This window comes from Janthinobacterium sp. 13 (assembly GCF_002749695.1).
In the GTDB taxonomy this organism is placed as follows: Bacteria; Pseudomonadota; Gammaproteobacteria; order Burkholderiales; family Burkholderiaceae_D; genus Janthinobacterium; species Janthinobacterium kumbetense.
The window spans coordinates 4,003,717-4,026,331 of sequence record NZ_PEEQ01000001.1; the positions used below are offsets into that span (position 1 = coordinate 4,003,717).

22 protein-coding genes are annotated in these 22,615 nt (G+C 63.6%); 6 read left to right on the plus strand and 16 right to left on the minus strand.

The genetic code is table 11. The annotated features are described in order from the left end of the window. From CLU94_RS17545 to CLU94_RS17555, 3 genes are all read right to left on the minus strand, one after another. Complete coding sequence (locus CLU94_RS17545) at window positions 1-555, minus strand: carboxymuconolactone decarboxylase family protein (RefSeq protein ID WP_099666548.1); 555 nt, start codon at window positions 553-555, stop codon at window positions 1-3. Between the two features lie 118 nt (window positions 556-673). Beyond that, complete coding sequence (locus tag CLU94_RS17550; protein ID WP_099666549.1) at window positions 674-1,594, minus strand: AraC family transcriptional regulator; 921 nt, start codon at window positions 1,592-1,594, stop codon at window positions 674-676. Window positions 1,595-1,687: 93 nt separating this feature from the next. Further along, entirely contained in the window at window positions 1,688-2,527 is an 840-nt protein-coding gene (locus CLU94_RS17555; RefSeq protein WP_099666550.1) for a symmetrical bis(5'-nucleosyl)-tetraphosphatase, read from the minus strand. Between the two features lie 451 nt (window positions 2,528-2,978). Between CLU94_RS17555 and CLU94_RS17560 the strand changes: the two genes are divergently transcribed. From CLU94_RS17560 to waaA, 4 genes are all read left to right on the plus strand, one after another. Continuing rightward, window positions 2,979-3,287 carry an H-NS histone family protein gene (locus CLU94_RS17560; protein WP_099666551.1) on the plus strand — a complete coding sequence of 103 codons (309 nt, stop codon included), beginning with the start codon at window positions 2,979-2,981 and terminating at the stop codon, window positions 3,285-3,287. Window positions 3,288-3,378: 91 nt separating this feature from the next. Continuing rightward, window positions 3,379-4,761 (plus strand): phosphomannomutase/phosphoglucomutase, encoded by a 1,383-nt coding sequence (locus CLU94_RS17565; RefSeq protein ID WP_099666552.1) that lies wholly within the window; start codon window positions 3,379-3,381, stop codon window positions 4,759-4,761. A gap of 4 nt (window positions 4,762-4,765) precedes the next feature. After that, the gene (gene waaC / locus CLU94_RS17570; protein ID WP_099666553.1) at window positions 4,766-5,788 is read left to right on the plus strand and encodes a lipopolysaccharide heptosyltransferase I; all 1,023 of its coding nucleotides are present in this window, start codon (window positions 4,766-4,768) and stop codon (window positions 5,786-5,788) included. A gap of 18 nt (window positions 5,789-5,806) precedes the next feature. Beyond that, window positions 5,807-7,084, plus strand: a complete 1,278-nt coding sequence (gene waaA / locus CLU94_RS17575; protein WP_099666554.1) for a lipid IV(A) 3-deoxy-D-manno-octulosonic acid transferase — start codon at window positions 5,807-5,809, stop codon at window positions 7,082-7,084. Here waaA and CLU94_RS17580 read toward each other — a convergent pair. From CLU94_RS17580 to miaB, 11 genes are all read right to left on the minus strand, one after another. Next, entirely contained in the window at window positions 7,081-8,004 is a 924-nt protein-coding gene (locus CLU94_RS17580; protein WP_099666555.1) for a M48 family metallopeptidase, read from the minus strand. The two genes, waaA and CLU94_RS17580, sit on opposite strands and share 4 nt — an antisense overlap. Before the next feature lie 44 nt (window positions 8,005-8,048). Beyond that, on the minus strand, window positions 8,049-8,789 hold the full coding sequence (locus CLU94_RS17585) for a lysophospholipid acyltransferase family protein (RefSeq protein ID WP_099666556.1): 741 nt from the start codon (window positions 8,787-8,789) through the stop codon (window positions 8,049-8,051). Window positions 8,790-8,805: 16 nt separating this feature from the next. Continuing rightward, entirely contained in the window at window positions 8,806-9,393 is a 588-nt protein-coding gene (gene gmhB, locus CLU94_RS17590; RefSeq protein ID WP_072455078.1) for a D-glycero-beta-D-manno-heptose 1,7-bisphosphate 7-phosphatase, read from the minus strand. After that, the gene (glyS, locus tag CLU94_RS17595; protein WP_099666557.1) at window positions 9,393-11,495 is read right to left on the minus strand and encodes a glycine--tRNA ligase subunit beta; all 2,103 of its coding nucleotides are present in this window, start codon (window positions 11,493-11,495) and stop codon (window positions 9,393-9,395) included. The genes gmhB and glyS overlap by 1 nt, the downstream gene beginning before the upstream one ends. A gap of 39 nt (window positions 11,496-11,534) precedes the next feature. Beyond that, complete coding sequence (gene glyQ / locus CLU94_RS17600; RefSeq protein ID WP_034780177.1) at window positions 11,535-12,452, minus strand: glycine--tRNA ligase subunit alpha; 918 nt, start codon at window positions 12,450-12,452, stop codon at window positions 11,535-11,537. A gap of 147 nt (window positions 12,453-12,599) precedes the next feature. Next, entirely contained in the window at window positions 12,600-14,180 is a 1,581-nt protein-coding gene (gene lnt, locus CLU94_RS17605; protein ID WP_257218860.1) for an apolipoprotein N-acyltransferase, read from the minus strand. A gap of 16 nt (window positions 14,181-14,196) precedes the next feature. After that, window positions 14,197-15,075 carry an HlyC/CorC family transporter gene (locus tag CLU94_RS17610; protein WP_071075558.1) on the minus strand — a complete coding sequence of 293 codons (879 nt, stop codon included), beginning with the start codon at window positions 15,073-15,075 and terminating at the stop codon, window positions 14,197-14,199. Window positions 15,076-15,192: 117 nt separating this feature from the next. Then, entirely contained in the window at window positions 15,193-15,615 is a 423-nt protein-coding gene (locus CLU94_RS17615; RefSeq protein WP_099666558.1) for a DUF4259 domain-containing protein, read from the minus strand. A gap of 4 nt (window positions 15,616-15,619) precedes the next feature. Beyond that, complete coding sequence (gene ybeY / locus CLU94_RS17620; protein ID WP_099666559.1) at window positions 15,620-16,084, minus strand: rRNA maturation RNase YbeY; 465 nt, start codon at window positions 16,082-16,084, stop codon at window positions 15,620-15,622. Then, entirely contained in the window at window positions 16,068-17,132 is a 1,065-nt protein-coding gene (locus CLU94_RS17625; protein WP_099666560.1) for a PhoH family protein, read from the minus strand. Before CLU94_RS17625 ends, ybeY begins: the two co-directional genes overlap by 17 nt. Next, complete coding sequence (gene miaB / locus CLU94_RS17630) at window positions 17,129-18,496, minus strand: tRNA (N6-isopentenyl adenosine(37)-C2)-methylthiotransferase MiaB (RefSeq protein ID WP_099666561.1); 1,368 nt, start codon at window positions 18,494-18,496, stop codon at window positions 17,129-17,131. The genes CLU94_RS17625 and miaB overlap by 4 nt, the downstream gene beginning before the upstream one ends. A gap of 686 nt (window positions 18,497-19,182) precedes the next feature. Between miaB and CLU94_RS17635 the strand changes: the two genes are divergently transcribed. After that, on the plus strand, window positions 19,183-19,509 hold the full coding sequence (locus CLU94_RS17635) for a hypothetical protein (RefSeq protein WP_034746769.1): 327 nt from the start codon (window positions 19,183-19,185) through the stop codon (window positions 19,507-19,509). A gap of 141 nt (window positions 19,510-19,650) precedes the next feature. Here the strand turns inward: CLU94_RS17635 and CLU94_RS17640 are convergent, their stop codons facing one another. Continuing rightward, entirely contained in the window at window positions 19,651-20,496 is an 846-nt protein-coding gene (locus CLU94_RS17640) for an HDOD domain-containing protein (protein ID WP_099666562.1), read from the minus strand. After that, a complete protein-coding gene (locus tag CLU94_RS17645) occupies window positions 20,493-20,831 on the minus strand; it encodes a hypothetical protein (RefSeq protein ID WP_070257435.1) in 339 nt (112 codons plus the stop codon). Before CLU94_RS17645 ends, CLU94_RS17640 begins: the two co-directional genes overlap by 4 nt. Before the next feature lie 201 nt (window positions 20,832-21,032). On the opposite strand from CLU94_RS17645, the gene CLU94_RS17650 reads away from it, so the two are divergent. Then, window positions 21,033-22,610, plus strand: coding sequence for a sensor histidine kinase (locus CLU94_RS17650; RefSeq protein WP_099666563.1), 1,578 nt, complete (start codon window positions 21,033-21,035; stop codon window positions 22,608-22,610). Window positions 22,611-22,615 lie beyond the last annotated feature (5 nt).

The following is a 22,615-nucleotide window of genomic DNA, read 5'->3' on the forward strand; positions in this document are numbered from 1 at the left end:
TCAGACGGCGCCAGGCAGGTAGGGCGTCAATTGCGGATTGACGGGCGTGCCGGCCAGGCTGTTGGAGAAATTACACAGCGTCGCCAGGCTGATGCCCAGCACCACTTCCAGCGCCTGCTGTTCGTTGTAGCCGGCCGCCAGGAAGGTTTGATATTCGGCGTCGCTGACGGCGCCGCGCGTGGCGATGACGGCCGTGGCGAAGGCGGCGACGGCGTCGAGCTTTGTATCGCCCGTCGGCTGGCCATGCTGCAGCGCGCGCACGGTATCGGGCGTCTGGCCCGCTTTTTTCAGCGAGATGGCGCTATGGCCGGCGATGCAGAAATCGCAGCCGTGGATGCGCGCGGCCGTGATTTGCACCACTTCGCGTTCCATTAACGTCAGGCTGGCGCGCGCATTGATGCCGGAGACGGTCAGATAGGTTTCCAGGGCCAGCGGGGCATTGGCCAGCACGCCGATCAGGTTGGGCAGGAAGCCATTGTTGGCGATGGCCTTTTCCACGAAGGGGCGGCTATCGGCCGGGGCGGTATCGAGAGTGTGCAGCGTCAGACGGGACATGGGGTACCTTGCTAAGTTGGTAAGTCACTCATGCATTATATCGGCCATGCCGTGCAGGTAACAGACGTCAGCGTCGTCCTTTTGTGCTCGTTCGTCTGCGATTGTGCGATCCTTGATTTCAGCTGGCCAGTTGGCGCTGGCGCTGGTCGCGCCGGTAGGCGCCTGGCTGTTCGCCCGTGACCCGCTTGAAGGCGCGCGTAAAGGCGGCGTGCGAGCGGTAGCCCACCAGTTCGGCCGCGCGTTCGACGGAGACGCCATCGTGCAGGCGCCGCGCGGCGATCTTCATGCGCAGCAAGAGCAGGAACTGTGCCGGCGAGTGGCCGCTGGCGCTGGCGAAATGCTTGCAGAAGCTGGCGCGCGACATGCACGCGGCCTTGGCCATGTTCTCGATCGACCAGTCGTCGGCGGGGGCGTCGAGCATGCGTTCGAGCAGCGGCGAAAATGCGGGCCGGTGCAGCAGCGACAGCAGGCCGGCCGCCACCTGTTCGCCCTGCGCCACATGGCGTATCAGGTAAAAGAACAGCAGTTCGACCAGGCGCGCGATGAGCGGCGACGGTTGTTCCGGGTCGCCGCCGGCTTCCGCCAGTATCAGGTCGAACAGCGCGGCAGCGGCGCTGAAGGCGGGCGCGTCGCCGCGTATCAGCAGGTACGGCGGGAAGGAGTCGACGATCAGCGCGGAGAGTGCGCCGCGAAATTGAAAGAAGCCGCAGGCCAGCGCCGTCGCCGGCTGGTCCGTGGACGACTGCAGCGGCAGCATGGCTTGCGCGCTGACCGCCTGCAGCGGGTCGCTGTGCGGGCTGAGGAAGTGCGGCAAGTCGCGCAGCAGGAAGACGCCGTCGCGCGGGCCGAGCGCAATCGGAGCCGCCCCGTCGAGGTGCAGATAGCAGTGGCCATCGAGCACCAGGTGAAAGCTGCCCAGTTCCCGGCCCGCCGTGGAGGCGCGCCAGCGGCCGCAGTACTGGCCCACATGCAGGACGGCAGTGTCGAGTTCCAGGCTGCCGAGCAGCCAGCGCGCCAGTCTGTCGGTATCAGGATGCATGGGATCGCAAAGGCAAAAGCTGCATCATACGGGCTGCGCGCGGCAAGGCCAACGACCGATTTCGACTAAGCATATGCGCGCCATGCATGCCATCTAGCGCTTGCCGCTGTGCTGCTGGAAGGCGGGGCAGGCGACTTGCAGCAGCGAGCGGTCTTCCAGGCACACGGCCGACAGTTTTCCACCCCAGACGCAGCCGCTATCGAGGCCGATCAGGTGCTCCCGCAGCTGCAGTCCCAGCGCCGACCAGTGGCCGAAGACGATGGTGTCGCCGGCGCTGCGCCGTCCCGGCACGTCGAACCAGGGCAGCAGGCCGGAACCCGGCGGCGGGCTGCCGCTCTCCTTCATCTTGAAGTCCATCACGCCTTCCGGCGTGCAAAAGCGCAGCCGCGTCATGGCGTTGACGATGCAGCGCAGCCGGTCGGCGCCCTGCAGGTCGTCGCGCCAGGCGGCCGGCTCGTTGCCGTACATGGTGCGCAGGAAGGCCACCCAGCCGTCGCTGCGCAGCATCGCGGACACTTCCCCGCTCAGGGACAGGGCCTGGGCCGCGCTCCATTGTGGCAGCAAGCCCGCATGCACGAGCACGTGGCCGTCGTGCTCCAGTGCCAACGGCCGCTGGCGCAGCCAGTTGATCAACTCGTCGCGGTCGGGCGCGTCGAGGATCTCGGCCAGCGTATCGGACGCATGCTCGGGGCGGATGCCGTTGGCCACGGCCAGCAGGTGCAAGTCATGGTTGCCCAGGACGCTGTCGGCCAGACCCTGCTGCGCCAGCGCGTGCACGTGGCGCAACGTGGCCAGCGAGGCCGGGCCGCGGTTGATCAGGTCGCCAGCGAACAGCAGGCGGTACGGGCCACTCGCTGCCGCCTGGATCAGTTCGATCAGTTCGATGGTTTGTGCATGGCAGCCTTGCAGATCGCCGATAAAGTAAGTTTTCATATGTGCCGGGGTGAAGTGAACTACGCGCCTGCATTATAAGCATGCCTGCCCTTTGGCGTTGGGTGCATTCCTGGTCGGTACCCGATTGCGTGCACGGCCGGCGGGAAGAAAAGCGGATGCCGATTATGCTGCCGGAGATTTAATGGGGCGGCATTTCCCGCTGGCGTATATCGATAATCATCCGCCAGCGCGTTTATCGGAATGGATAGCCGCGCCACGCAGGACTTGCAAGCAGCCTGTGCAGGCTGCCGGAATGCCACTCATCCATGTTTATTTATTTTCTACGCGTACTTTCGGGATATTTTTCATTGAATCTTAATATGGAGCAGATAAATAAGCCGATGGCGGTGATTCAATAGGCGATGGATTATGCAACGCTGCGCAGATGTTTATGCAATGTAGTATATTCCACGTGATTTTATTATCTAAATTAATGTAAAGGATATACCGGATGGATCTGTCTACGATGACGATGCTGGAATTGCGCAAGCTGGAAGATAATGTCAAGCAGGAATTGAACGGCCGCGAGCGCGAAGACTTGAACAAGGCGCGCGAACAGATCATGGCCATCGCGCAGCAGGCGGGCATTCCGCTGAAACAGCTGATACTCGACGGCTTGCACCCGCGCACGGGCAAAGTCGCGGTGCGTTACCGCCATCCTGACAATGCGACCGAGCAATGGACAGGCCGTGGCCGCCAGCCGCTGTGGGTCAGGCAATGGGTGGAATCGGGCAAGTCGATCGATCTGCTGCGCGTATAATTCGGTATACTCTTGGCGCAGTAGCAAGCTGTCAGCCCCGCGCTGCACCTTGCCAGGCACCCTATTTGACCCTCTTTATACCGCCCACACCATGCTTCCATTGTCCAGAACGATCTTCAAGGCCTACGATATTCGCGGCATCATCGCTAAAACCCTCGATGCCAGCGTGGCCCACAAGATCGGTCAGGCATTTGGCCAGGCCGCCCTGGCCAAGGGCGAGCAGCGGGTCGTGATCGGCCGCGATGGCCGCCTGTCGGGGCCGGAATTGACGGCGGCGCTGGCGCAGGGCTTGCAAGCGGCAGGCGTCGACGTGATCGACCTGGGCGTGGTGGCCACGCCGATGGTCTACTTCGGCACGAATGTGCTCGACACGCGTTCCGGCATCATGGTCACGGGCAGCCACAATCCGCCCGACTACAACGGTTTCAAGATGGTATTGGCCGGCGAAGCGATCCACGGCGAAGCGATCCAGGCGCTGTACCACAGCATCGTCGCGCACGACGGCCGCGCCAGCAGCACGCCAGGCAGCTATGCCACGCATGATATCCGCGCCGCCTACCTGGAGCGCATCCTGGGTGACGTCAAGCTGGCGCGCCCGATCAAGATCGCCGTCGATTGCGGCAATGGCGTGGCCGGCGCATTTGCGGGCGACCTGTTCCGCGGCATGGGCTGCGAGGTCATCGAATTGTTCTGCGAAGTCGATGGCAATTTCCCGAATCACCATCCGGATCCGGCGCATCCGGAAAACCTGCAAGACCTGATCCGCTGCCTGGCCGAGACGGATGCGGAAATCGGCATCGCCTTCGATGGCGATGGCGACCGCCTGGGCGTGGTCACCAAGGATGGCCAGATCATCTACCCCGACCGCCAGATGATGCTGTTCGCGGCCGACGTGCTGATCCGCCATCCGGGCGCGCAAATCCTGTATGACGTGAAGTGCACGCGCCACCTGGCGCCTTACATCACCAAGCATGGCGGCGTGCCGCTGATGTACAAGACGGGCCACTCGCTGGTGAAAGCCAAGCTGCGCGAAACGGGTGCGCCGCTGGGTGGCGAAATGAGCGGCCATATCTTCTTCAAGGACCGCTGGTACGGTTTCGACGACGGCCTGTATTCGGCTGCGCGCCTGCTGGAAATCCTCACGCGCGAAGCGGATCCGTCAAGCCTGCTGAACTCCTTGCCGCAGTCCGACAGCACGCCCGAACTGCACCTGGAACTGAAGGAAGGCGAGAATGTCGCGCTGATGGACATGCTGCGCCGCGACGCCGTCTTCCCCGGCAATGAGCAGATCATCACCATCGACGGCTTGCGCGTGGAGTATGCGGATGGCTTCGGCCTGGCCCGCTCGTCGAACACCACGCCGGTGATCGTCATGCGCTTCGAAGCGGAAACGCCGGCAGCGCTGGCGCGCATCCAGGGACAGTTCAAAAGCGTGATCCTGGCCGCCAAGCCAGACGCTGTGCTGCCGTTCTGACAGCATGGCCGGCCAAGCTGGCGCACAGGCGCCCTTGAAAATTCTGCTGGTGAGGGTGTCCTCGCTGGGCGACGTGCTGCATAACCTGCCGATGGTAGCGGACATCGCCCGCCATTATCCGGATGCGACCATCGACTGGGTGGTCGAAGAGGGTTACGTCAGCCTGGTGCGCCTGAACCAGCGCGTGGGTACCATCTTCCCGTTCGCGCTGCGGCGCTGGCGCAAGAGCCTGGGCAAGAAAGAAACGCGTGCGGAAATCGCTGCCTTTTTCCGCAGCCTGCGGCAGACGCGCTACGATTATGTGTTCGATACCCAGGGCTTGCTCAAGACGGGCATCATCATGGGTGCCGCGCGCCTGGCGCCGGGCGGACAGAAAGTCGGCCTGGCCAATGGCAGCGAAGGCTCCGGCTACGAAGGCATCTCGCGCATTTTTCATACGAAAAGCATTCCGCTCGACCCGCGTACGCATGCGGTAGCGCGCGGCCGCCTGGTGGCCGGCGCGGCACTCGGCTATACGGTCGACACGCCGGCCGATTTCGGCTTGCCGGACGTATCGGCCAGCGAAGCGCGTCCGGACTGGATGGGCGAGGCGCCCTACTGCGTGTATTTCCACGGCACGGCGCGCGACGCCAAGAAGTGGGCGCCGGAAAACTGGATCGCCCTGGGCCAGGCGCTCGCGCCCATGCCGATTTTGCTGCCCTGGGGTTCGCCCAAGGAAAAGGCGGAAGCCGAACAACTGGCGGCCAGCCTGCCCAACGCGCGCCTGCTGCCAAAGCTGTCGATGGGCGACGCCACCCTGCTGGCGCGCCATGCGGCGCTGGTGATCGGCGTCGACACGGGCCTGACGCATATCGCCGCCGCCTTTGTGCGTCCGACGGTGGAAATCTATGCCGATTCGCCGCTGTGGAAAACGGAAGGCAACTGGTCGCCGAGAATCATCAACCTGGGCGACAAAGGCGCGCCGCCCGGCGTGCCGGAAGTGCTGGCCGCGGTGCGGCGCCTGCTGGCCGACCACCCTCCCGCCTGACTTTAACATCAAACAAATATGCGACTTCTTTATACCCTTGCCTGGTGGCTGGCCTTGCCCCTGGTGCTGGCGCGGCTGTGGCTGCGCGGACGCCAGGAACCCGGCTACCGCCAGCATTGGGGCGAGCGTCTGGGCTTTTACGGGCGCCAGGCCACACTTGGCCCCGACACCATCTGGCTGCACGCCGTCTCCGTCGGCGAGACGCGCGCGGCCGAGCCGTTGATCGATGCGCTGCTGGCGGCATGGCCCGCGTGCCGCATCGTTCTCACGCACATGACGCCGACGGGGCGCGCCACGGGCAAGTCCCTGTTCGCGAAACACGGCGCGCGCCTCGTGCAACGCTACCTGCCGTATGACACGGGCGCCATGCCGGCCCGTTTCATCCGCCATTTCGCGCCGCGCATCTGCATCCTGATGGAGACGGAAGTGTGGCCAAACCTGATCCACCAATGCAATCGCTACAAAGTACCCGTGGTGCTGGCCAATGCGCGCCTGTCGCAGCGATCCCTGGGCAAGGCGCAGCGCCTGGGGAAACTCATCGCCGATGCGGCGCGCGGCATCACCCTGGTCGCGGCGCAGACGCAGGACGACGCCGATCGCGTACGTCAGCTGGGTGTGCGGGACGTGGTGGTCACGGGCAGCATCAAGTTCGACGTCGTCGTGCCCGAGGCGGCGCTGGCGACAGGCGCCTGGCTGCGCGGCGCCATCGGCCAGCGCCCCGTGCTGCTGTGCGCCAGCACGCGCGAAGGGGAAGAGCAGCTGATCCTCGACGCCTTGACCCGCGTCAGCCTGCCCGCGAATGCGTTGCTGCTGATCGTACCGCGTCATCCGCAGCGCTTCGACGAGATGGAAAAACTCATCGCGGCGCACGGCCTGGCCGTGCAGCGCAGGTCCGGCCTGGCGCAGGGCGATGCCGTGGCTGCGGGCACGCAGGTGCTGCTGGGCGACTCGATGGGCGAGATGTTTGCGTATTACGCGGCCTGCGATTGCGCTTTCGTGGGCGGCAGCCTGCTGCCGCTGGGCGGGCAAAACCTGATCGAGCCGGCGGCCCTGGGCAAGCCCGTGCTGATCGGCCCCCACACCTTCAATTTTGCGCTGGTGACCGAACAGGCGATTGCCGCCGGCGGTGCCGCGCTGGTGGCGGACGCCGACGCGCTGATGGCGCAGGCGGCGGCCCTGCTGCAGGATCCCGCGCGCCTGGCGGCCATGGGAGAAAAAGCGCTGGCGTTTGCCAGCCAGCACCGGGGCGCCACGCCGCGCACGATCGCTGCGATCCAGCCTTTGCTGCCAGCTTAATTGAACAGGACTGGTAATTCCTGCGAGCGTTTTCTGAGCGCCTGCTTGGCGCCATCGTAATCGGGATAAATCGATTCCACGGTGGCCCAGAAGCGGGGGCTGTGGTTCATTTCCAGCAGATGCGACAGTTCGTGCGCCACCACGTAGTCGATCAGCGGCAGGGCGAAATGGATCAGGCGCCAGTTCAGGCGGATCTTGCGCTCGATGGTGCAGCTGCCCCAGCGCGTGCCGGCCGATGATAGCGACAGTGAATCGTACTGCACGCCCAGCTTGTCCGCATACACGTCCAGGCGCGCCTCGAACAGCTGGCGCGCTTCGTGCTGGAACCATCCCTTCACTTTTTCCTTCAACTGCTGTTCGCTGCCCGTGGGCGTGACCCAAACGTGCAGCTCATTCGTCTCGCGCTGGAAGTTGGCGCGGTGGCGCGGTGCCTGGTGCAACCGCAAGGTGATGTCGCCACCGAGGTAGGGCAGCACGGCGCCGTCGATCCATGCCACGGGCGGGCGCTGCTGGCGCTGCACCTTGCGCTCGCCCCGTTCCAGCAGTTTCGAGACGATCCAGCCTTGCTTGGCGCGGATGGCGTTGTCGATTTCGGCCAGGGTGACGCGCTTGGGCGCCGTGACGCGCAAGCCGTTATCGTCGATCATGAAGCCGATGGAACGGCGCGTGGAACGGCGCAGGGCAAATTCGACGAGGTGGCTGCCCAGTTGCAGCTGGCGCAGTGGCGGGCCATCGGCGGTGCGTGGCGGGGAAGGCAGGGGAGGCGGGGCAGGACGAGCGATGGGGGGCGCGGGTGCCACTAGCGGTGGCGCCACGGGCGGCGCTGGCGGTGCCGTGGGGCGCACCGCCGGGGGCGTGCTGGTCGAGACGTCATGCGCGAACAAATCCAGTTGCTGGTCGCCGACCCTGATGGTCTTCATCTGCTGGCGCAGTGTCGGCTCCTGGATGACCGCGCTGATGCCGTCTAGCCAGCGTTGTAGGCGTGAGGCGAAATGACGCGCATTTCTGATTCTATCCAATTTTCCACCTGTTGCATCATGCTGTCCGGGGTTTGCCCTTCCGGCGAAATCGGTTTGCCTATCGAGACGGTAATCAGTCCCGGGCGTTTGAGGAATGACTGCTTGGGCCAGCATTCGCCTGAATTATGCGCAATCGGCACCACCACGGCGCCCGTGGCGATAGCCAAACGCGTGCCGCCGCTCTTGTACTTGCCCGCCTGGCCCACGGGAATGCGGGTGCCTTCAGGGAACATGATAATCCATTGGCCATCTGCCAGGCGGCGCTTGCCATGGGCTACCACGCTCTTGAACGCATGCTTGCCCTGCTTGCGGTCGATGGGGATCATGCGCAGCAGCGCCATGGCCCAGCCGAAGAAGGGGATGTACAAAATCTCCTTCTTGAACACATATACGAGCGGACGTGGCAGGCTGGGAAGCAAAAAGATGGTTTCCCAGGCCGACTGGTGCTTCGAGAGCACGATGGCCGGCGCATCGGGGAAGTTCTCGGCGCCCTTGACTTCATAGCGGATGCCGCAAATGACCTTGGCACACCACAGGATAAACACGTTCCAGCGCGAGGTGACCCAATAGCGCTTGTTGTAGCTCAATGGCGCGGCAAAAAAGCACACGCAGGCCCAGACGATGGTGGCCACGATCATGATGATCATGAACAGCAGGGATCGCAGGAACAGGGAAGTATTACGCAATGCGGTTCTCCGAAGATTAGATACTGAATGCCACTGTGGGCGCCGGTGTCGCTGGCGCCTTGAGCAGGTGGCTGACGACGGCGGCCAGGTCGGGGAAGACCTGGGTGCCAGGCGGCAGGCCGCCCGTTTCATTGGTCTTTTCGCCCTTGCCCGTCAGGACCAGGTAGGGCACGCAGCCGCTGATGAAGCCTGCCTGCAGGTCGCGCAGCGAATCGCCGACCGTGGGCACGCCTTTCAGGCTGGTGTTGTAGCGCTGCGAAATTTCATGGAACATGCCGGGCTTCGGCTTGCGGCAGTCGCAATTGTCCGCGCCCGCATGCGGGCAAAAGAAGATGGCGTCGATATCGGCGCCCACCTGCTGCGCCAATGTGTGCATCTTCTGGTGGATCGCGTTCAAGACCGTCATGTCGAAATATTCGCGCGCGATGCCCGACTGGTTCGAGGCGATGACGACGCGATAGCCTGCCTGGTTCAGGCGGGCGATCGCTTCGAGCGAACCGGGTATCGGCAGCCATTCGGCAGGCGACTTGATGAAGTCCGGCGAGTCATGATTAATGACGCCGTCGCGGTCGAGAATAATCAGTTTCAGCGCCGGCGTGCCCATTATGCCGCCAGCTTCGAAATGTCGGCGACGCGGTTCATCATGCCGTGCAGCGACGACAGCAAGGCCAGGCGGTTGTTGCGCAGGGCGACATCCTCGGCCATCACCATCACGTCGTTGAAGAAGCCATCGACATCGTCGCGCAGCTGCGCCAGCGTTTGCAGGGTGCTGGTGAAGTCGCCCTTGGCGAAGGCCGCGTCGACTTCCGGCTGCACGCGCGAGACGGCGGCGGCCAGTTTTTTCTCCGCCTCGTCCTGCAGCAGCGCCACGTTGACGCCGCCGGCGGCGACCTGGCTCACGGCTTCTTCGTTCTTTTTCAGGATGTTCGTGATGCGCTTGTTGGCGGCGGCCAGCGAGGCGCTTTCCGGCAGGGCGGCAAACGCCTGCACGGCTTCCAGGCGCTGCACGATGTCGTCCAGGCGGTCCGGATTCTGCGCCACGACGGCTTCGATTTCATTCGGCGAGAAACCGCGCTCGCGCAGGATGCCGCGCAGGCGATCCAGCATGAAGGTGGTGACATCCGCGACCGGGTCCTTGAAGCCGGGAACGGCTGCGAACTGCGCAGCCGCATCGGCCAGCAAGCCCTGGATCGACAGGGGCAAGCGTTTTTCCAGCAGCATGCGCAGCACGCCCAGGGCATGGCGGCGCAGCGCGAACGGATCCTTGTCGCCCGTCGGCGCCAGGCCGATGGCCCAGATGCCGACCAGGGTTTCGAGCTTGTCGGCCAGCGCCACGGCGGTGCCGGTGGCGGTCGATGGCAGGCTGTCGCCGGCAAAGCGCGGCTGGTAGTGTTCGGAGGCGGCCAGCGCCACTTCTTCCGGTTCGCCATCATGGCGCGCGTAGTACGTGCCCATGATGCCTTGCAGCTCGGGGAATTCGCCCACCATGTCGGTCAGCAAATCGGCCTTGGCCAGCAGGGCGCCGCGTTCGGCCAGGGCGACGTCATATTGCAGCTTGGCGGCGATGGCGCCGGCCAGCGACTTGACGCGCTCTGTGCGCGCGGCTTGCGTGCCCAGCTTGTTGTGGTAGACGACATTGGCCAGCAGCGGCAGACGCGATGCCAGGGTCTTCTTCTTGTCTTGCTCGAAGAAGAACTTGGCGTCGGACAGGCGCGGGCGCACGACGCGCTCGTTGCCGCCGATGATGTGCTCTGGCGTGTCCGTCTCGATGTTCGAGACGATCAGGAAGCGCGAGCGCAGCTTGCCTTCGCTGTCCGTCAGGGCGAAGTATTTCTGGTTCGTCTGCATGGTGAGGATCAGGCATTCCTGCGGCACGGCCAGGAATTCTTCCTCGAAGTGGCACTCATACACGACCGGCCATTCGACCAGCGCCGTGACTTCATCGAGCAGCGCTTCGGGCATCAGCACCAGGTCGGCACCGGCCTTGTCCAGCAACTGGGCGCGGATGCGCTCCTTGCGTTCCTCGTTGCTGGCGATGACGCTGGCGTTGAGAATCAGCGACGGCGCATAGTTTTCCGCGTGCGCGATGGTGATCGGTTCGCCGTCGGTGAGGAAGCGGTGGCCCAGGGTGGTGCGGCCGGCCGTCAAACCCAGCAAGGTCAATGGCAGGATATTGATGCCGTGCAGGGCGATCAGGCTGTGGGCCGGGCGCACGAATTGCACGGTGCTGCCGTCCGGGCGCTGATAGCTCATCAGCTTTGGAATCGGCAGCTTGGCGGCCGACTCGGCCAGGGCAGCTTGCGCGCCCGTGGCGAGCTGGCTGCCGGGCGCCGTGTAGGTGTAGAAGAAGCTTTCAGCCTTGCCGTCGGCGGCGCGTTCCAGCTCGGCCACCGTCAGGTCGGGGAAGCCCAGCGCGGCCAGTTTCTTGGCCAGCGGCGGGGTGCCGTTGCCGTTCGCGTCCAGCGCCACGGAGACGGGCAAGACTTTTTCGCGGATCGATTTATCGGGCGAGACTTCACGCACGTTGGTGATGGAGACGGCCAGGCGGCGCGGCGAGGCGTAGCTGGTGGCGACGCTGTCGGCTTCCAGGAAGTCGCGCGCCTTCAGGCCGTTGACGATGCCGGCCGTGAAGGCGGCGCCCAGTTTGGCCAGCGCTTTCGGCGGCAGTTCTTCGGTCAGCAGTTCGATGAGCAGTGTTTGGTTCATGGTGTTCTTGTCTGGTACGGCGGTGTATGAGCTAGGCGATCAAGCGGCGGCGGGTTGGTCTGCGGCGGGCAGCATCGGGAAACCGAGGCGCTCGCGCGAGTCGTAATACGCTTGCGCCACCAGGCGCGACAGGGTGCGCACGCGGCCGATGTAGGCGGCGCGTTCCGTCACCGAGATGGCGCCACGCGCATCTAACATATTGAAGCTGTGCGAGGCCTTCATGATCTTCTCGTAGGCGGGCAGGGTCAGTTGCAGCTCGATCAGGCGCTTCGCTTCCGCTTCGTAGTTGCCGAACTGTTCGAACAGCAGGTCCGTATTCGCGTGCTCGAAGTTGTAGGTCGACTGCTCCACCTCGTTCTGGTGGAAGACGTCGCCGTAGGTCAGCTTTTTCGTGACCCCGTTCTCTTCCCACTCGGTCCACACCAGGTCATACACGTTTTCCACGCCTTGCAGGTACATGGCCAGGCGTTCGATGCCGTAGGTGATTTCGCCCAGCACGGGCTTGCAATCGAGGCCGCCCACTTGCTGGAAGTAGGTAAATTGGGTCACTTCCATGCCGTTCAGCCAGACTTCCCAGCCCAGGCCCCAGGCGCCCAGGGTCGGGCTTTCCCAGTCGTCTTCGACGAAGCGCACGTCATTCTGCTTCAAATCCAGGCCTAGGGCGGCCAGCGAACCCAGATACAGGTCGAGGATGTTTTCCGGCGCGGGCTTGAGCACCACCTGATACTGGTAATAGTGCTGCATGCGGTTCGGATTTTCGCCATAGCGGCCATCTTTCGGGCGGCGCGACGGCTGCACATACGCGGCGCGCCAAGGCTCCGGGCCGATCGCGCGCAGGAAGGTACCGGTGTGGAAGGTGCCGGCGCCGACTTCCATGTCGTAAGGCTGGAGCAGGGCGCAACCTTGCTTGTCCCAATAGGTTTGCAAGGTCAGGATAATTTGTTGAAATGTGAGCATCGTATGAGTTCGCCGCGCGGGAGGCTGCGCTTTGTTAAGGTTTGCTTGAAGCCCGGGCGCATGCTTGGAAGCGCGTCCGGGCCGGGGTTTTGCTAATTTTAGCGGTTTTTACGGGCCCACTGTGACTCTTCGGGCAATATCGGCCGCTTATTGCTGCGCGGTGCGGCCACGGCGGGCGGCGCGCGACAGCAGGAAGGCCGTCAGCAGGGCCAGCGCGGCCAGGGCCAGCACCAGTTTGTTGCCGTAAAGAATGTATGGCGTCATGCCGCCCATGCCTTGCACCTTGGCCGCCAGGGTGGCTTGCTGTTCCGGCGGCAGCAGGCTTTGCACCACGCCCTTGCCGTCGATGACGGCGGTGGCGCCCGTATTCGTCGAGCGCAGCATCGGGCGGCCCGTTTCCAGGCTGCGCATCTGCGAGATCTGCAGATGCTGCGGGATGGCGATCGAATCGCCAAACCAGGCCAGGTTCGAGATATTCAGCAGCACGGACGCCGACTGCTTGCCGCTGCGGTGGGCGCTGGCCAGCTGGCCGGCGATTTCCTCGCCAAACAGGTCTTCGTAGCAGATATTCGGCAGCACCAGCTGGTCGCGCACGGCCAAAGGCGCTTGCACCTCGGCGCCGCGGCCCATGTCGCCCAGCGGGATGGCCATCATGGCGACAAACCAGTGCAGGCCGGGCGGCACGAATTCGCCGAACGGCACCAGGTGGTGCTTGCGGTACTGGTAGTACGGTCCCGGCGTGCCGTTGGGCGTGATCCCCACGGCTGCATTGTAGAAGCGCTGCTGCTCGTCGAGCACGGGCATGCCGACCAAAATCGAGCTGCCCGTTTGCCGCGCATACGTCGCCAGGCTATCCAGATAGCCGGGCGGCAGCTGGTGCGGCAGCACGGTGACGGCCGTTTCCGGCGTGGCGATCAGGTCGGCCGGCGCGCTGGTGATGGCGCTTTGGTACATCTGCAGGGCGCCCAGCACGAAGCCGGGGTCGAATTTCTGCTGCTGCGGCACATTGCCCTGCAGCAGGCGCACCGTGATCGGGCGTCCGACCGGGTGCGTCCACGCCACGTACTGCAAGCCGATGCCGGCCGCGTACAGCGTGATCACGCCGCCCAGCGCGAACCAGCGCGTGCGATGCGTGAGCAAGAGCAGGGCGCCGGCCGACAGCGCCGCCAGCCAGCCCAGGCCATACGACCCAACGATGGGGGCAAAGCCGGCCAGCGGGCTGGCGTTGTGGGCGTAACCGGTAGCCAGCCACGGGAAACCCGTAAACAGCCAGCCGCGCGTCCATTCGAACAGGGTCCAGGTCGCGGGCAGCACCAGCAGGGTCATGGCGGGCAGGGACAGCACCCAGCGCTGGCGCAGCCAGGCGGCCGCGCCCATGGCCAGGGCCACGTAGATGGCCATCAGGAGGGCCAGCAGGGCCACGGCGACGGCGGCGATCGGCGCGGCCATGTCGCCATAGCGGTGCATGGAGATGTACAGCCAGTGCGTGCCGGCCGCGCACCAGCCGAAGCCGTAGGCCCAGCCGATCAGCGCGCCGCCCTTGACGCTGGACGAACGCAGCACCTGGTAGAACAGCACGCCCAGGCTGAGGATTTGCAGCGGCCAGTAGCCGAAAGGGGCGAACGCCAGCACGGCGACGGCGCCGGCGATGGCGGCAGTCAGCATGCGCGCCCAGGTGCTGCGGGGCGGTTTGGCGGGGGCGTTGGGGTCGGCGCGTCTGAAACGCATTTACAGGACGCGCATGTCAGAGTTCCAGTTCCGGTACGTTGGGCAGGCGCTCGACGAGCAGCACGTGCACCTGGCGCGCATCGGCGCGCAGCACCTCGAAGCGCAAATTGCCCAGGTCGAAGATATCGCCCTTGTGCGCCATGCGGCCCAGGTACTTCGACACGAGGCCGCCGATGGTGTCGACGTCGTCGTCCACCAGGTGGCTGCCCACTTCTTCGTTGAATTGTTCGATCTCGGTCAGCGCCTTGACGCGCCAGCGGGGGCCGAACTGGCCTTCCTTCAGCGACAGGATGTTGTCCTCGGCTTCGTCGAAGTCGTATTCGTCCTCGATATCGCCGACGATCTGTTCCAGCACGTCTTCGATGGTGATCAGGCCGGCGACGCCGCTGTATTCATCGACGACGATGGCCATGTGATTGTGGTTGGCGCGGAAATCGCGCAGCAGCACATTCAGGCGTTTCGATTCGGGGATGAAGATGGCGGGGCGCAGCATGTCGCGGACGTCGAAAGTTTCTTCTGCGTAATAACGCAGCAAGTCTTTCGCCAGCAGGATGCCGATGACCTTGTCGCGCTCGCCTTCGATCGCGGGGAAGCGCGAGTGGGCGGTGGACAGGACTTCCGGCATCCATTCCTCGATCGGCTTGCTGATGTCGATGACATCCATTTGCGAGCGGGGAATCATGATGTCGCGCGCACAGAGATCCGATACCTGAAACACGCCTTCGATCATCGACAGGGCGTCGGCGTCGATCAGCTTGCGTTCATGCGCATCGTGTAGAACATCGAGCAATTCTGCACGGTTCTCTGGCTCGGGGGAAATGAGTGCGGTCAGGCGTTCAAACAGTGACCGGTGGGGCTTGACGTCAGTTCTGACGCCACTAGGGTGCTCGGGCATAGGAGGCGTGAGCCGTTGTTGCGAAGGGATATAGGATACACCAAAAGTGGGGGAATACCGGATTTCCCCGCTTTTGATGCAAATTTAATACGTCGAAGTGCGCCGTTGCCCGATGTTTTACGCGGCGTCCGGGCCCAGCACGCGCGCGCGCAGGGCCGCCACGTCGGCTTGCCAGTCGGCGAAATGCTCGCTGTCCTGCCACAGCTGGCGCAGTTCCGACGACTCGGCCGTGATGCGCTCGAAGGCCAGGCGCGCCTTGTCCAGCAGCGGCGGCGTCACCTTTTTCTTGCAGGCGGCCACCCACTCGTCCACTTCCGCCGTGGCCGGATCGTCCTCGCCCGGCTTGCCCAGGAGGCGCGCGATCACTTCCAGCGCGGCCAGCGCTTCGGCGGCGAACGGCGCTTCCAGTTCCGCTTCCTGGCTGTCGATGACGTTGTCGAGCGTCGTCTCGACCAGTTCCAGGGTTTTATATTCGTGCAAGTCCTGCGCCCAATCCATGGCGTAGTCGTTGCCGAAGGCGTCAGTGGCCCAGGTTCCCATCTGCTTACTCCTTGTACGGATCGGTAATGCCGAGTTTTGCGAGGATGTCCGTTTCCAGGCCCTCCATTTCGGCCGCTTCTTCGTCATCCATGTGGTCGTAGCCCTGCGCATGCAGCACGCCGTGCACGATCAGATGGGCCGTGTGTTCTTCCACGCTTTTCTTCTGTTCCGCCGCTTCCTTTTCCAGCACGTCGGTGCACAGGATGATGTCGGCGCGCGTCGGCTCGTCGTCGCTTAACTCTTCGCCTTCGTTGTAGGCGAACGTCAGCACGTTGGTGGCGTAGTCCTTTTCGCGGTAATCGCGGTTCAAGGTACGGCCTTCTTCCGCGTCGACGAAGCGGATGGTGAATTCGGCGGGGGCGAACAGGGCCGCCTTGACCCAGCGGCGCACTTTCGGGCGCGTGATCAGGGTTTCCAGGCGGGCGTCCGGATATTGCACGGACAGGGACAGTTTATTTTTTTCGGACATTTTTGGCGGCAGCTGGTTTCAACAAGGGGAGTAACTGGGCGGCGTCGGCGTTGGCCGCCTGCGCCGTTTCATAGGCGTCGACGATGCGCGCGACGAGTGGATGGCGCACCACGTCGGTGCTGTTAAATTGCGTGAAGCCGATGCCGCGCACATCTTTCAATACGTGCACGGCGTCGATCAGGCCGCTCGTCTGGCTCTTGTGCAGGTCGACTTGCGTGACGTCGCCCGTCACCACGGCCTTGCTGCCGAAGCCGATGCGCGTCAAAAACATCTTCATCTGTTCGACGGTGGTGTTTTGCGCCTCGTCAAGGATGACGAAGGCGTGGTTCAGGGTGCGTCCGCGCATGTAGGCCAGCGGGGCGATCTCGATCACCTGTTTTTCAAACAGTTTTTGCGTGCGGTCAAAGCCCAGCAAATCATACAGCGCATCGTAGAGGGGACGCAGATACGGGTCGACCTTTTGCGCCAGGTCGCCCGGCAGGAAGCCCAGGCGTTCGCCTGCTTCGACGGCGGGGCGCGTCAGAATGATGCGCTTGACGGCGTCGCGTTCGAGCGCGTCGACGGCGCAGGCGACGGCCAGGTAGGTTTTGCCCGTGCCCGCCGGGCCGACGCCGAAGCTGATGTCGTGTTCGAGGATGTCGCGCAGGTAGGCGATCTGGTGCGGCGTGCGCCCGCGCAGGTCGGCGCGCCGCGTTTTCAGCACGGGGCTGGCGATATCCGGCTCGACGAAGGTGCTGACGGGTGCGTTGGCGTGGTGTTCCGAGGCGGCGGACAGGCCCGCGCGCTGTTCCACCAGGGCCAGCTGCACTTCTTCCAGCGGCACGACCTTGTTGGCGATGGCGTAGAACTGTTCGAGGATTTCCACGGCGCGTTCGGCATTGCTGCCGCCGACGATGAATTTCTCGCCGCGGCGGAAGATCGTCACGTCGAGGGCGGCGGAAATCTGGCGCAGGTTTTCATCGAGGGGGCCGCACAGGTGCGCCAGGCGCGTGTTGTCGAGCGGCTCGGGGATGAAGTAATGCGGCTGTATCGGGGCTTTGGTTTTCAACTGGCTCTTTTCAATGCGGGTGCGCTGGCGACGAGTTCGCCGCGCAGGGTGTAGGAATGGCTTTCGGTGATGCGCACGTCGACCAGCTGGCCGACCAATTGCAAACCGTCGGGGCCGGCGTCGAAATTGACCACGCGGTTGTTTTCCGTGCGGCCTTGCAGTTCGCGATCTATCGTATCCTTTTTCGAACGGCCTTCGACGAGGATGGTTTGCACGGTGCCGACCATGGACAGGCTGTATTTGCGCGTGTTGGCGTCGATGGCCGCCTGCAACTGTTGCAAGCGAGCCAGTTTGACGTCATGCGGCGTGTCGTCTTCCAGGCTGGCGGCCGGCGTGCCGGGGCGCTTGCTGAAGATGAAGCTGTAGCTGTTGTCGAAGCCCACGTCGGCGATCAGCTTCATCATGGCGTCGAAGTCGGCCTGGGTCTCGCCGGGGAAACCGACGATGAAGTCGGACGAAATGGCCATGTTCGGGCGCACGGCGCGGATGCGGCGGATGATGGACTTGTATTCGAGGCCCGTGTAGCCGCGCTTCATGGCGCCGAGCACCTTGTCGGAACCGTGCTGCGCGGGCAAATACAGGTGGTCGACCAGCTGCGGGATCTTCGCATAGGCGTCGATCAGGCGCTGCGTGAATTCCTTCGGGTGGCTGGTGACGAAGCGCATGCGTGCGATGCCGGGGATGTCGGCCACGTATTCGAGCAGCAGGGCGAAATCGGCAATGTCTCCGCCTTCCATCGCGCCACGGTAGGCGTTGACGTTTTGCCCCAGCAGGGTGATTTCCTTGACGCCCTGGGCGGCCAGGCCCGCCACTTCCGTCAGCACGTCCTCGAAGCGGCGCGACACTTCCTCCCCGCGCGTGTAGGGCACGACGCAGTAGCTGCAATATTTGCTGCAGCCTTCCATGATGGACACGAACGCCGAGGCGCCTTCCACCTTGGCCGGCGGCATGTGGTCGAACTTTTCGATTTCCGGGAAGCTGATGTCCACTTGCGCGTCGCCGCTGGCGCGGCGCAGCTCGATCATCTGCGGCAGGCGGTGCAGGGTTTGCGGGCCGAAGACCATGTCGACATACGGCGCGCGCTTGACGATGGCGTCGCCTTCCTGCGACGCCACGCAGCCGCCCACGCCGATCAGCAGGTGCGGCTTGGCCAGTTTCAGCTCGCGCAGGCGGCCCAGGTCGGAAAACACTTTTTCCTGCGCCTTTTCGCGCACGGAGCAGGTATTGAGCAGGATCACATCGGCATCTTCCGGCGTGTCGGTGCGCACCAGGCCATCGGAGGCGCCCAGCACGTCGGCCATCTTGTCCGAGTCGTACTCGTTCATCTGGCAGCCGAAGGTTTTAATGAATACTTTTTTCTGCATGGCGTCGGGTGCTTATCGGTAAATGTGGCGGCAAATAAGTGGGACAAATAATGGAGCAAATCAGTGTGGCTGCAAATAAGCTGGGCAGGGGGCTTGCGCTGTGCGCCGCTCGGGGCGGGAGGCGGTGGATGACCGGCCGGGCACCTCTGGCTGCCCGGCGGCAGGCTCGCTGCAAGTTCAGGCCATAGTTTAGCGTAAATCGCCGGGGCGGGCCATGTTGTGCTTACCTTGCCGACAAGGTTGTCGCCTGTATATGTGGCCCTGAGTAGTGATGCTCAAAAGCATTTATTGCCGTGTGACACCATTGATTTGTAACAAGTTGCTGCAAAGCCTTGTGTGCGCCCGCTGGCATCCTAATGTGTTGAAATAGCATCGTTGCCAAGCCAACCAGCAGCTTGATTGATATTTAACAATCAGGAAGTTTGCGCGAGGCGCAGATGCCGCGTGTTTGGGCTAGTATATTGCCTTATATGCAATTCATTTCAGTGAATTGCACGTGCTTTTACTCACGCGGCAAATTGCGTACGTTGGCTGGGCGTGGCTGTGCGAGTCCTGTGCAGGCAGTGCGATACGGAGGAAGGGCGGGGGAGGGCTGAATCCGATGACAGACGTTTATTTGAACACTCTAAGCCAGCCTTAAGTTCGTATCGGCATTATTTTCTACATTCACCAGACGAGGAAAAATCATGGCACATCATGCATTAGCATCGCAAGAGAGTTACAACCCGAACCACCTGCTGGATATTCTGCTGAGCAAGATGCAGCTGAAAAACGATGCAGCCCTGTCGCGTCTGCTCGAAGTGGCGCCACCCGTCATCAGCAAGATCCGCCATCACCGCTTGCCGGTCGGCGCCTCGCTGCTGATCCGCATGCACGAAGTGACGGGCATGAGCATCCGTGACCTGCGCGACTTGATGGGCGACCGCCGCACCAAGTATCGTCTGTCCGACGCCCAGGGCCGTCCAAAGGCGGAAGACCGCGGCGATGCGCAAGAATCGAATTACGCGCACTGATGCGGCGGTGGCGCGCTGACTGTGCCGCTTGCGTAGCTGCTGGCGGCAACAGGCCGGCGTGGACCGGGCAGCATGGACACACCGCAGTACCCTTGACGGCTTTCGCTTCGCAGCGAGAGCCGTTTGCGTTTGCGGCCATGTTTAGCTCAGCAGTGCCGAGGTGATTTCGTCGTAGCGCAGTTCCGTCTCGCGGAACAGCTGCAGATACGTGTCTTCGCCCAGGCCCAGCGCATCCCACGCTACCGGCGAGACGCGCGGCACCATGTCGTCGCCCGCCTGCGCCAGGTCGAGCGCGCAGACGACGGCATTGGCCACGTGGATCAGCGATGCGAGAAAGCCTGCTCCCGGCGTGTCCGGCTGCAGATAGTTGCCCAGCGCCAGGCGCATCGTGTCGGAAAAATTCCAGCGTTCGGCCAGCGCCACGCCGGCCTGCACGTGATCCACGCCCAGTACGGTTTGCTCCGCTTCGAGCAGGCTGCAATCGTGCGCCGCCTGGTGCGCGATGACTTGCGCATAGTGCGCGGGAAAACTGCTGACCAGCACCAGGCGCCCGATGTTGTGCAGCAAGCCGGCCGTGAACGCGTAATCCTGGTTGAAGCGGATTTGCCGCGCCAGCACCTTGGCGCAGGCGGCCGTCGCCACCGAATGGCGCCAGAAGGCCTTGTCGTCGAAACCGGGGCAGCGTCCTTCCGGGAAGCAACCCGTGATGGCCGCCGACGTGATCAGGCTGCGCGTGGTCTGGAAGCCCAGGTAAGTAATCGCCTGCTGGATGGTGGTGGCTTTCACCTGCAAGCCATATTGCGAGGAGTTGGCCAGGCGCAGGGTTTTCGCCGTCAGCGCCTGGTCGTACGACACTTTTTTGGCCAGCACGGAAATATCGACTTCTTCCTGGTCGATGCTGTTCAGTAGTTCCATGACGACGGCGGGCAGCGAAGGCAAGTCATCGAGGTGGGCGACGATGTCGTCGAGCGTCAGCTGGGTGCTCATGCGGCCTCTCCCGTGCCCAGGCGGTAAGCCGTGACATAGCTGCGCAGCAAGGTGGTGGCCGCGTCCAGGGGATCCTCCGGGTCATGCTTGCGGAACAGGTAGGCCAGCCGTTCGCTGTCGGCCGCCTGTTGCGCGGCGATTTCTTCGGGCGAGGGGGGCGGCGCCTGGATCGGCAGCATGTCGATGTTGTGGCGCGGCATCAGGGCCAGCATGTTTTCCGTCAATACCGCGCCTTGCGGCAACAGTACTTGTCCATGTGCATCGAGCAAGACATCCGACAAGACCATGCCAGGACGAACTTGTTCCAGGGGTAGATGTTGATGCATGACCGCCATGACGACTCCTTAGATGATTGCGGGATATTACCATTGCCATGACGCAATGTCTCAACCTGTATCAAGGCCTGGTGGAAAACGGCATTGCTGTAAATCTTGCCAATAAGCATGTCATACCGTACATTTGATTCAGGCTGTTGTCCGCTGACGTCACTGCGCCCGCGCCGCGGGCTGGCGGCTTGGCCCGGGGAGTGTTGATTGATGGTGAGTATCCAAGTCCGGCTGACCCTGCTTTTTGTCGTGATCGTCACCCTGGTGCTGGGCATTTCGGGTAGCTATACCCAATATACCTTGAGCAAGGAACTCGAATCGGGCAGCGCGCGCCTGCGCAGCGGCGTGCTGACGCGCTTGCAGACCAGCTTGCCGTCCGCCCTGTGGGACCTCGACAAATCCAAGGTCGACAGCATCGTCGCGGCCGAAATGCTGCCGCCGGAACTGGTCGGCATCCGCGTCTACGACGCCTCCGTCGGCCTGTTCGCGGGCGAAGTGCGCGATGCGGCCGGCACCCTGGTGCCTTTGACCTCCGACGTGGCCATGGGCGGCACGCCCGTCGAGGCGCCGCTGGTGTTCCGCGACGCCGTGGCCGCGGCCACGGGCGGCAAGCCGGTGATCGTCGGCAAGGTCATCGTCAATTTCAGCCGTGCCCAGATCGATGCGGCCCTGCGCGGCGAAGTGCGGCGCAAGGTGCTGGAAGTGTTGCTACTTGACATCATTTTGGTGGGCGCCCTGGCGCTGAGCCTGCGCATCGTCTTCGGCCCCTTGAAACAGTTGCGCGACGGCTTGTTCGACCTGGCCACGCGCGGCAGCGATGACGTCGAAGAGCTGCCGGAAAACCGGCGCGACGAGCTGGGCGACGTGATCCGCGGCTTCAATGCCGTGCAGCGCAAGCTCAAGTCCATCATCGAGGGCAGCCGCGAGGCGGAAGACATGGCGCGCCGCTCGCAGCAGGAGACGGCGCAGGCCATGGACGAGTTGCGCCGGGCGCAGGAATCGTTGCTGCAGTCGGAACGCCTGGCCTCGCTGGGCAGCCTGGTGGCGGGCGTGGCGCATGAAATCAATACCCCGGTCGGCATCGCGCTGACCAGCGCCTCGGTGCTGAAGGAAGCCACCGATGGCATCAGCGCGGCGGTGGCGGGCGGCAGCGTGAAGAAGACCGATATCGTGCGCTACCTGGAAACGGCCGGCGAAAGCGCACGCCTGATCATGAACAATGCCTACCGCGCCGCGCACCTGATCCACAGCTTCAAGCAGATCGCCGTCGACCAGGTCAGCGAAGCGCGCCGTTTGTTCGAATTGCGCGACTATATCGGCGAAGTCATCTCGAGCCTGCAGCCGACCTTGAAAAAGACGCGCATCCGCATCGATATCGATTGCCCGCCCGGCATCATGCTCGACAGCTATCCGGGCGCGCTGGCGCAGGTGCTGACCAATCTGGTCCTGAACTGCGTCGAGCACGCCTTCGATGCGGATACGGACGGCCACATCCATATCGGCGTGCACGGCGACAACGACTGGATCGCCATGCAGGTGCGCGACAATGGCCGCGGCATCGCGCCCGACATGCTCGACCGCGTGTTCGACCCGTTTGTCACCACGCGGCGCGGACAGGGCGGCACGGGGCTGGGCTTGAATATCGTATTCAACTTGATTGCCAAGCAGTTTGGCGGCACCATCACGGTCAGCAGCACCTTGGGGCAGGGCGCGACGTTCCTGCTGCGCCTGCCCAAGGTGACGCCATTGCCGGAAGGCGCCGCCAGCGTTCCGGCCGGCCAGGCATAGGCAAG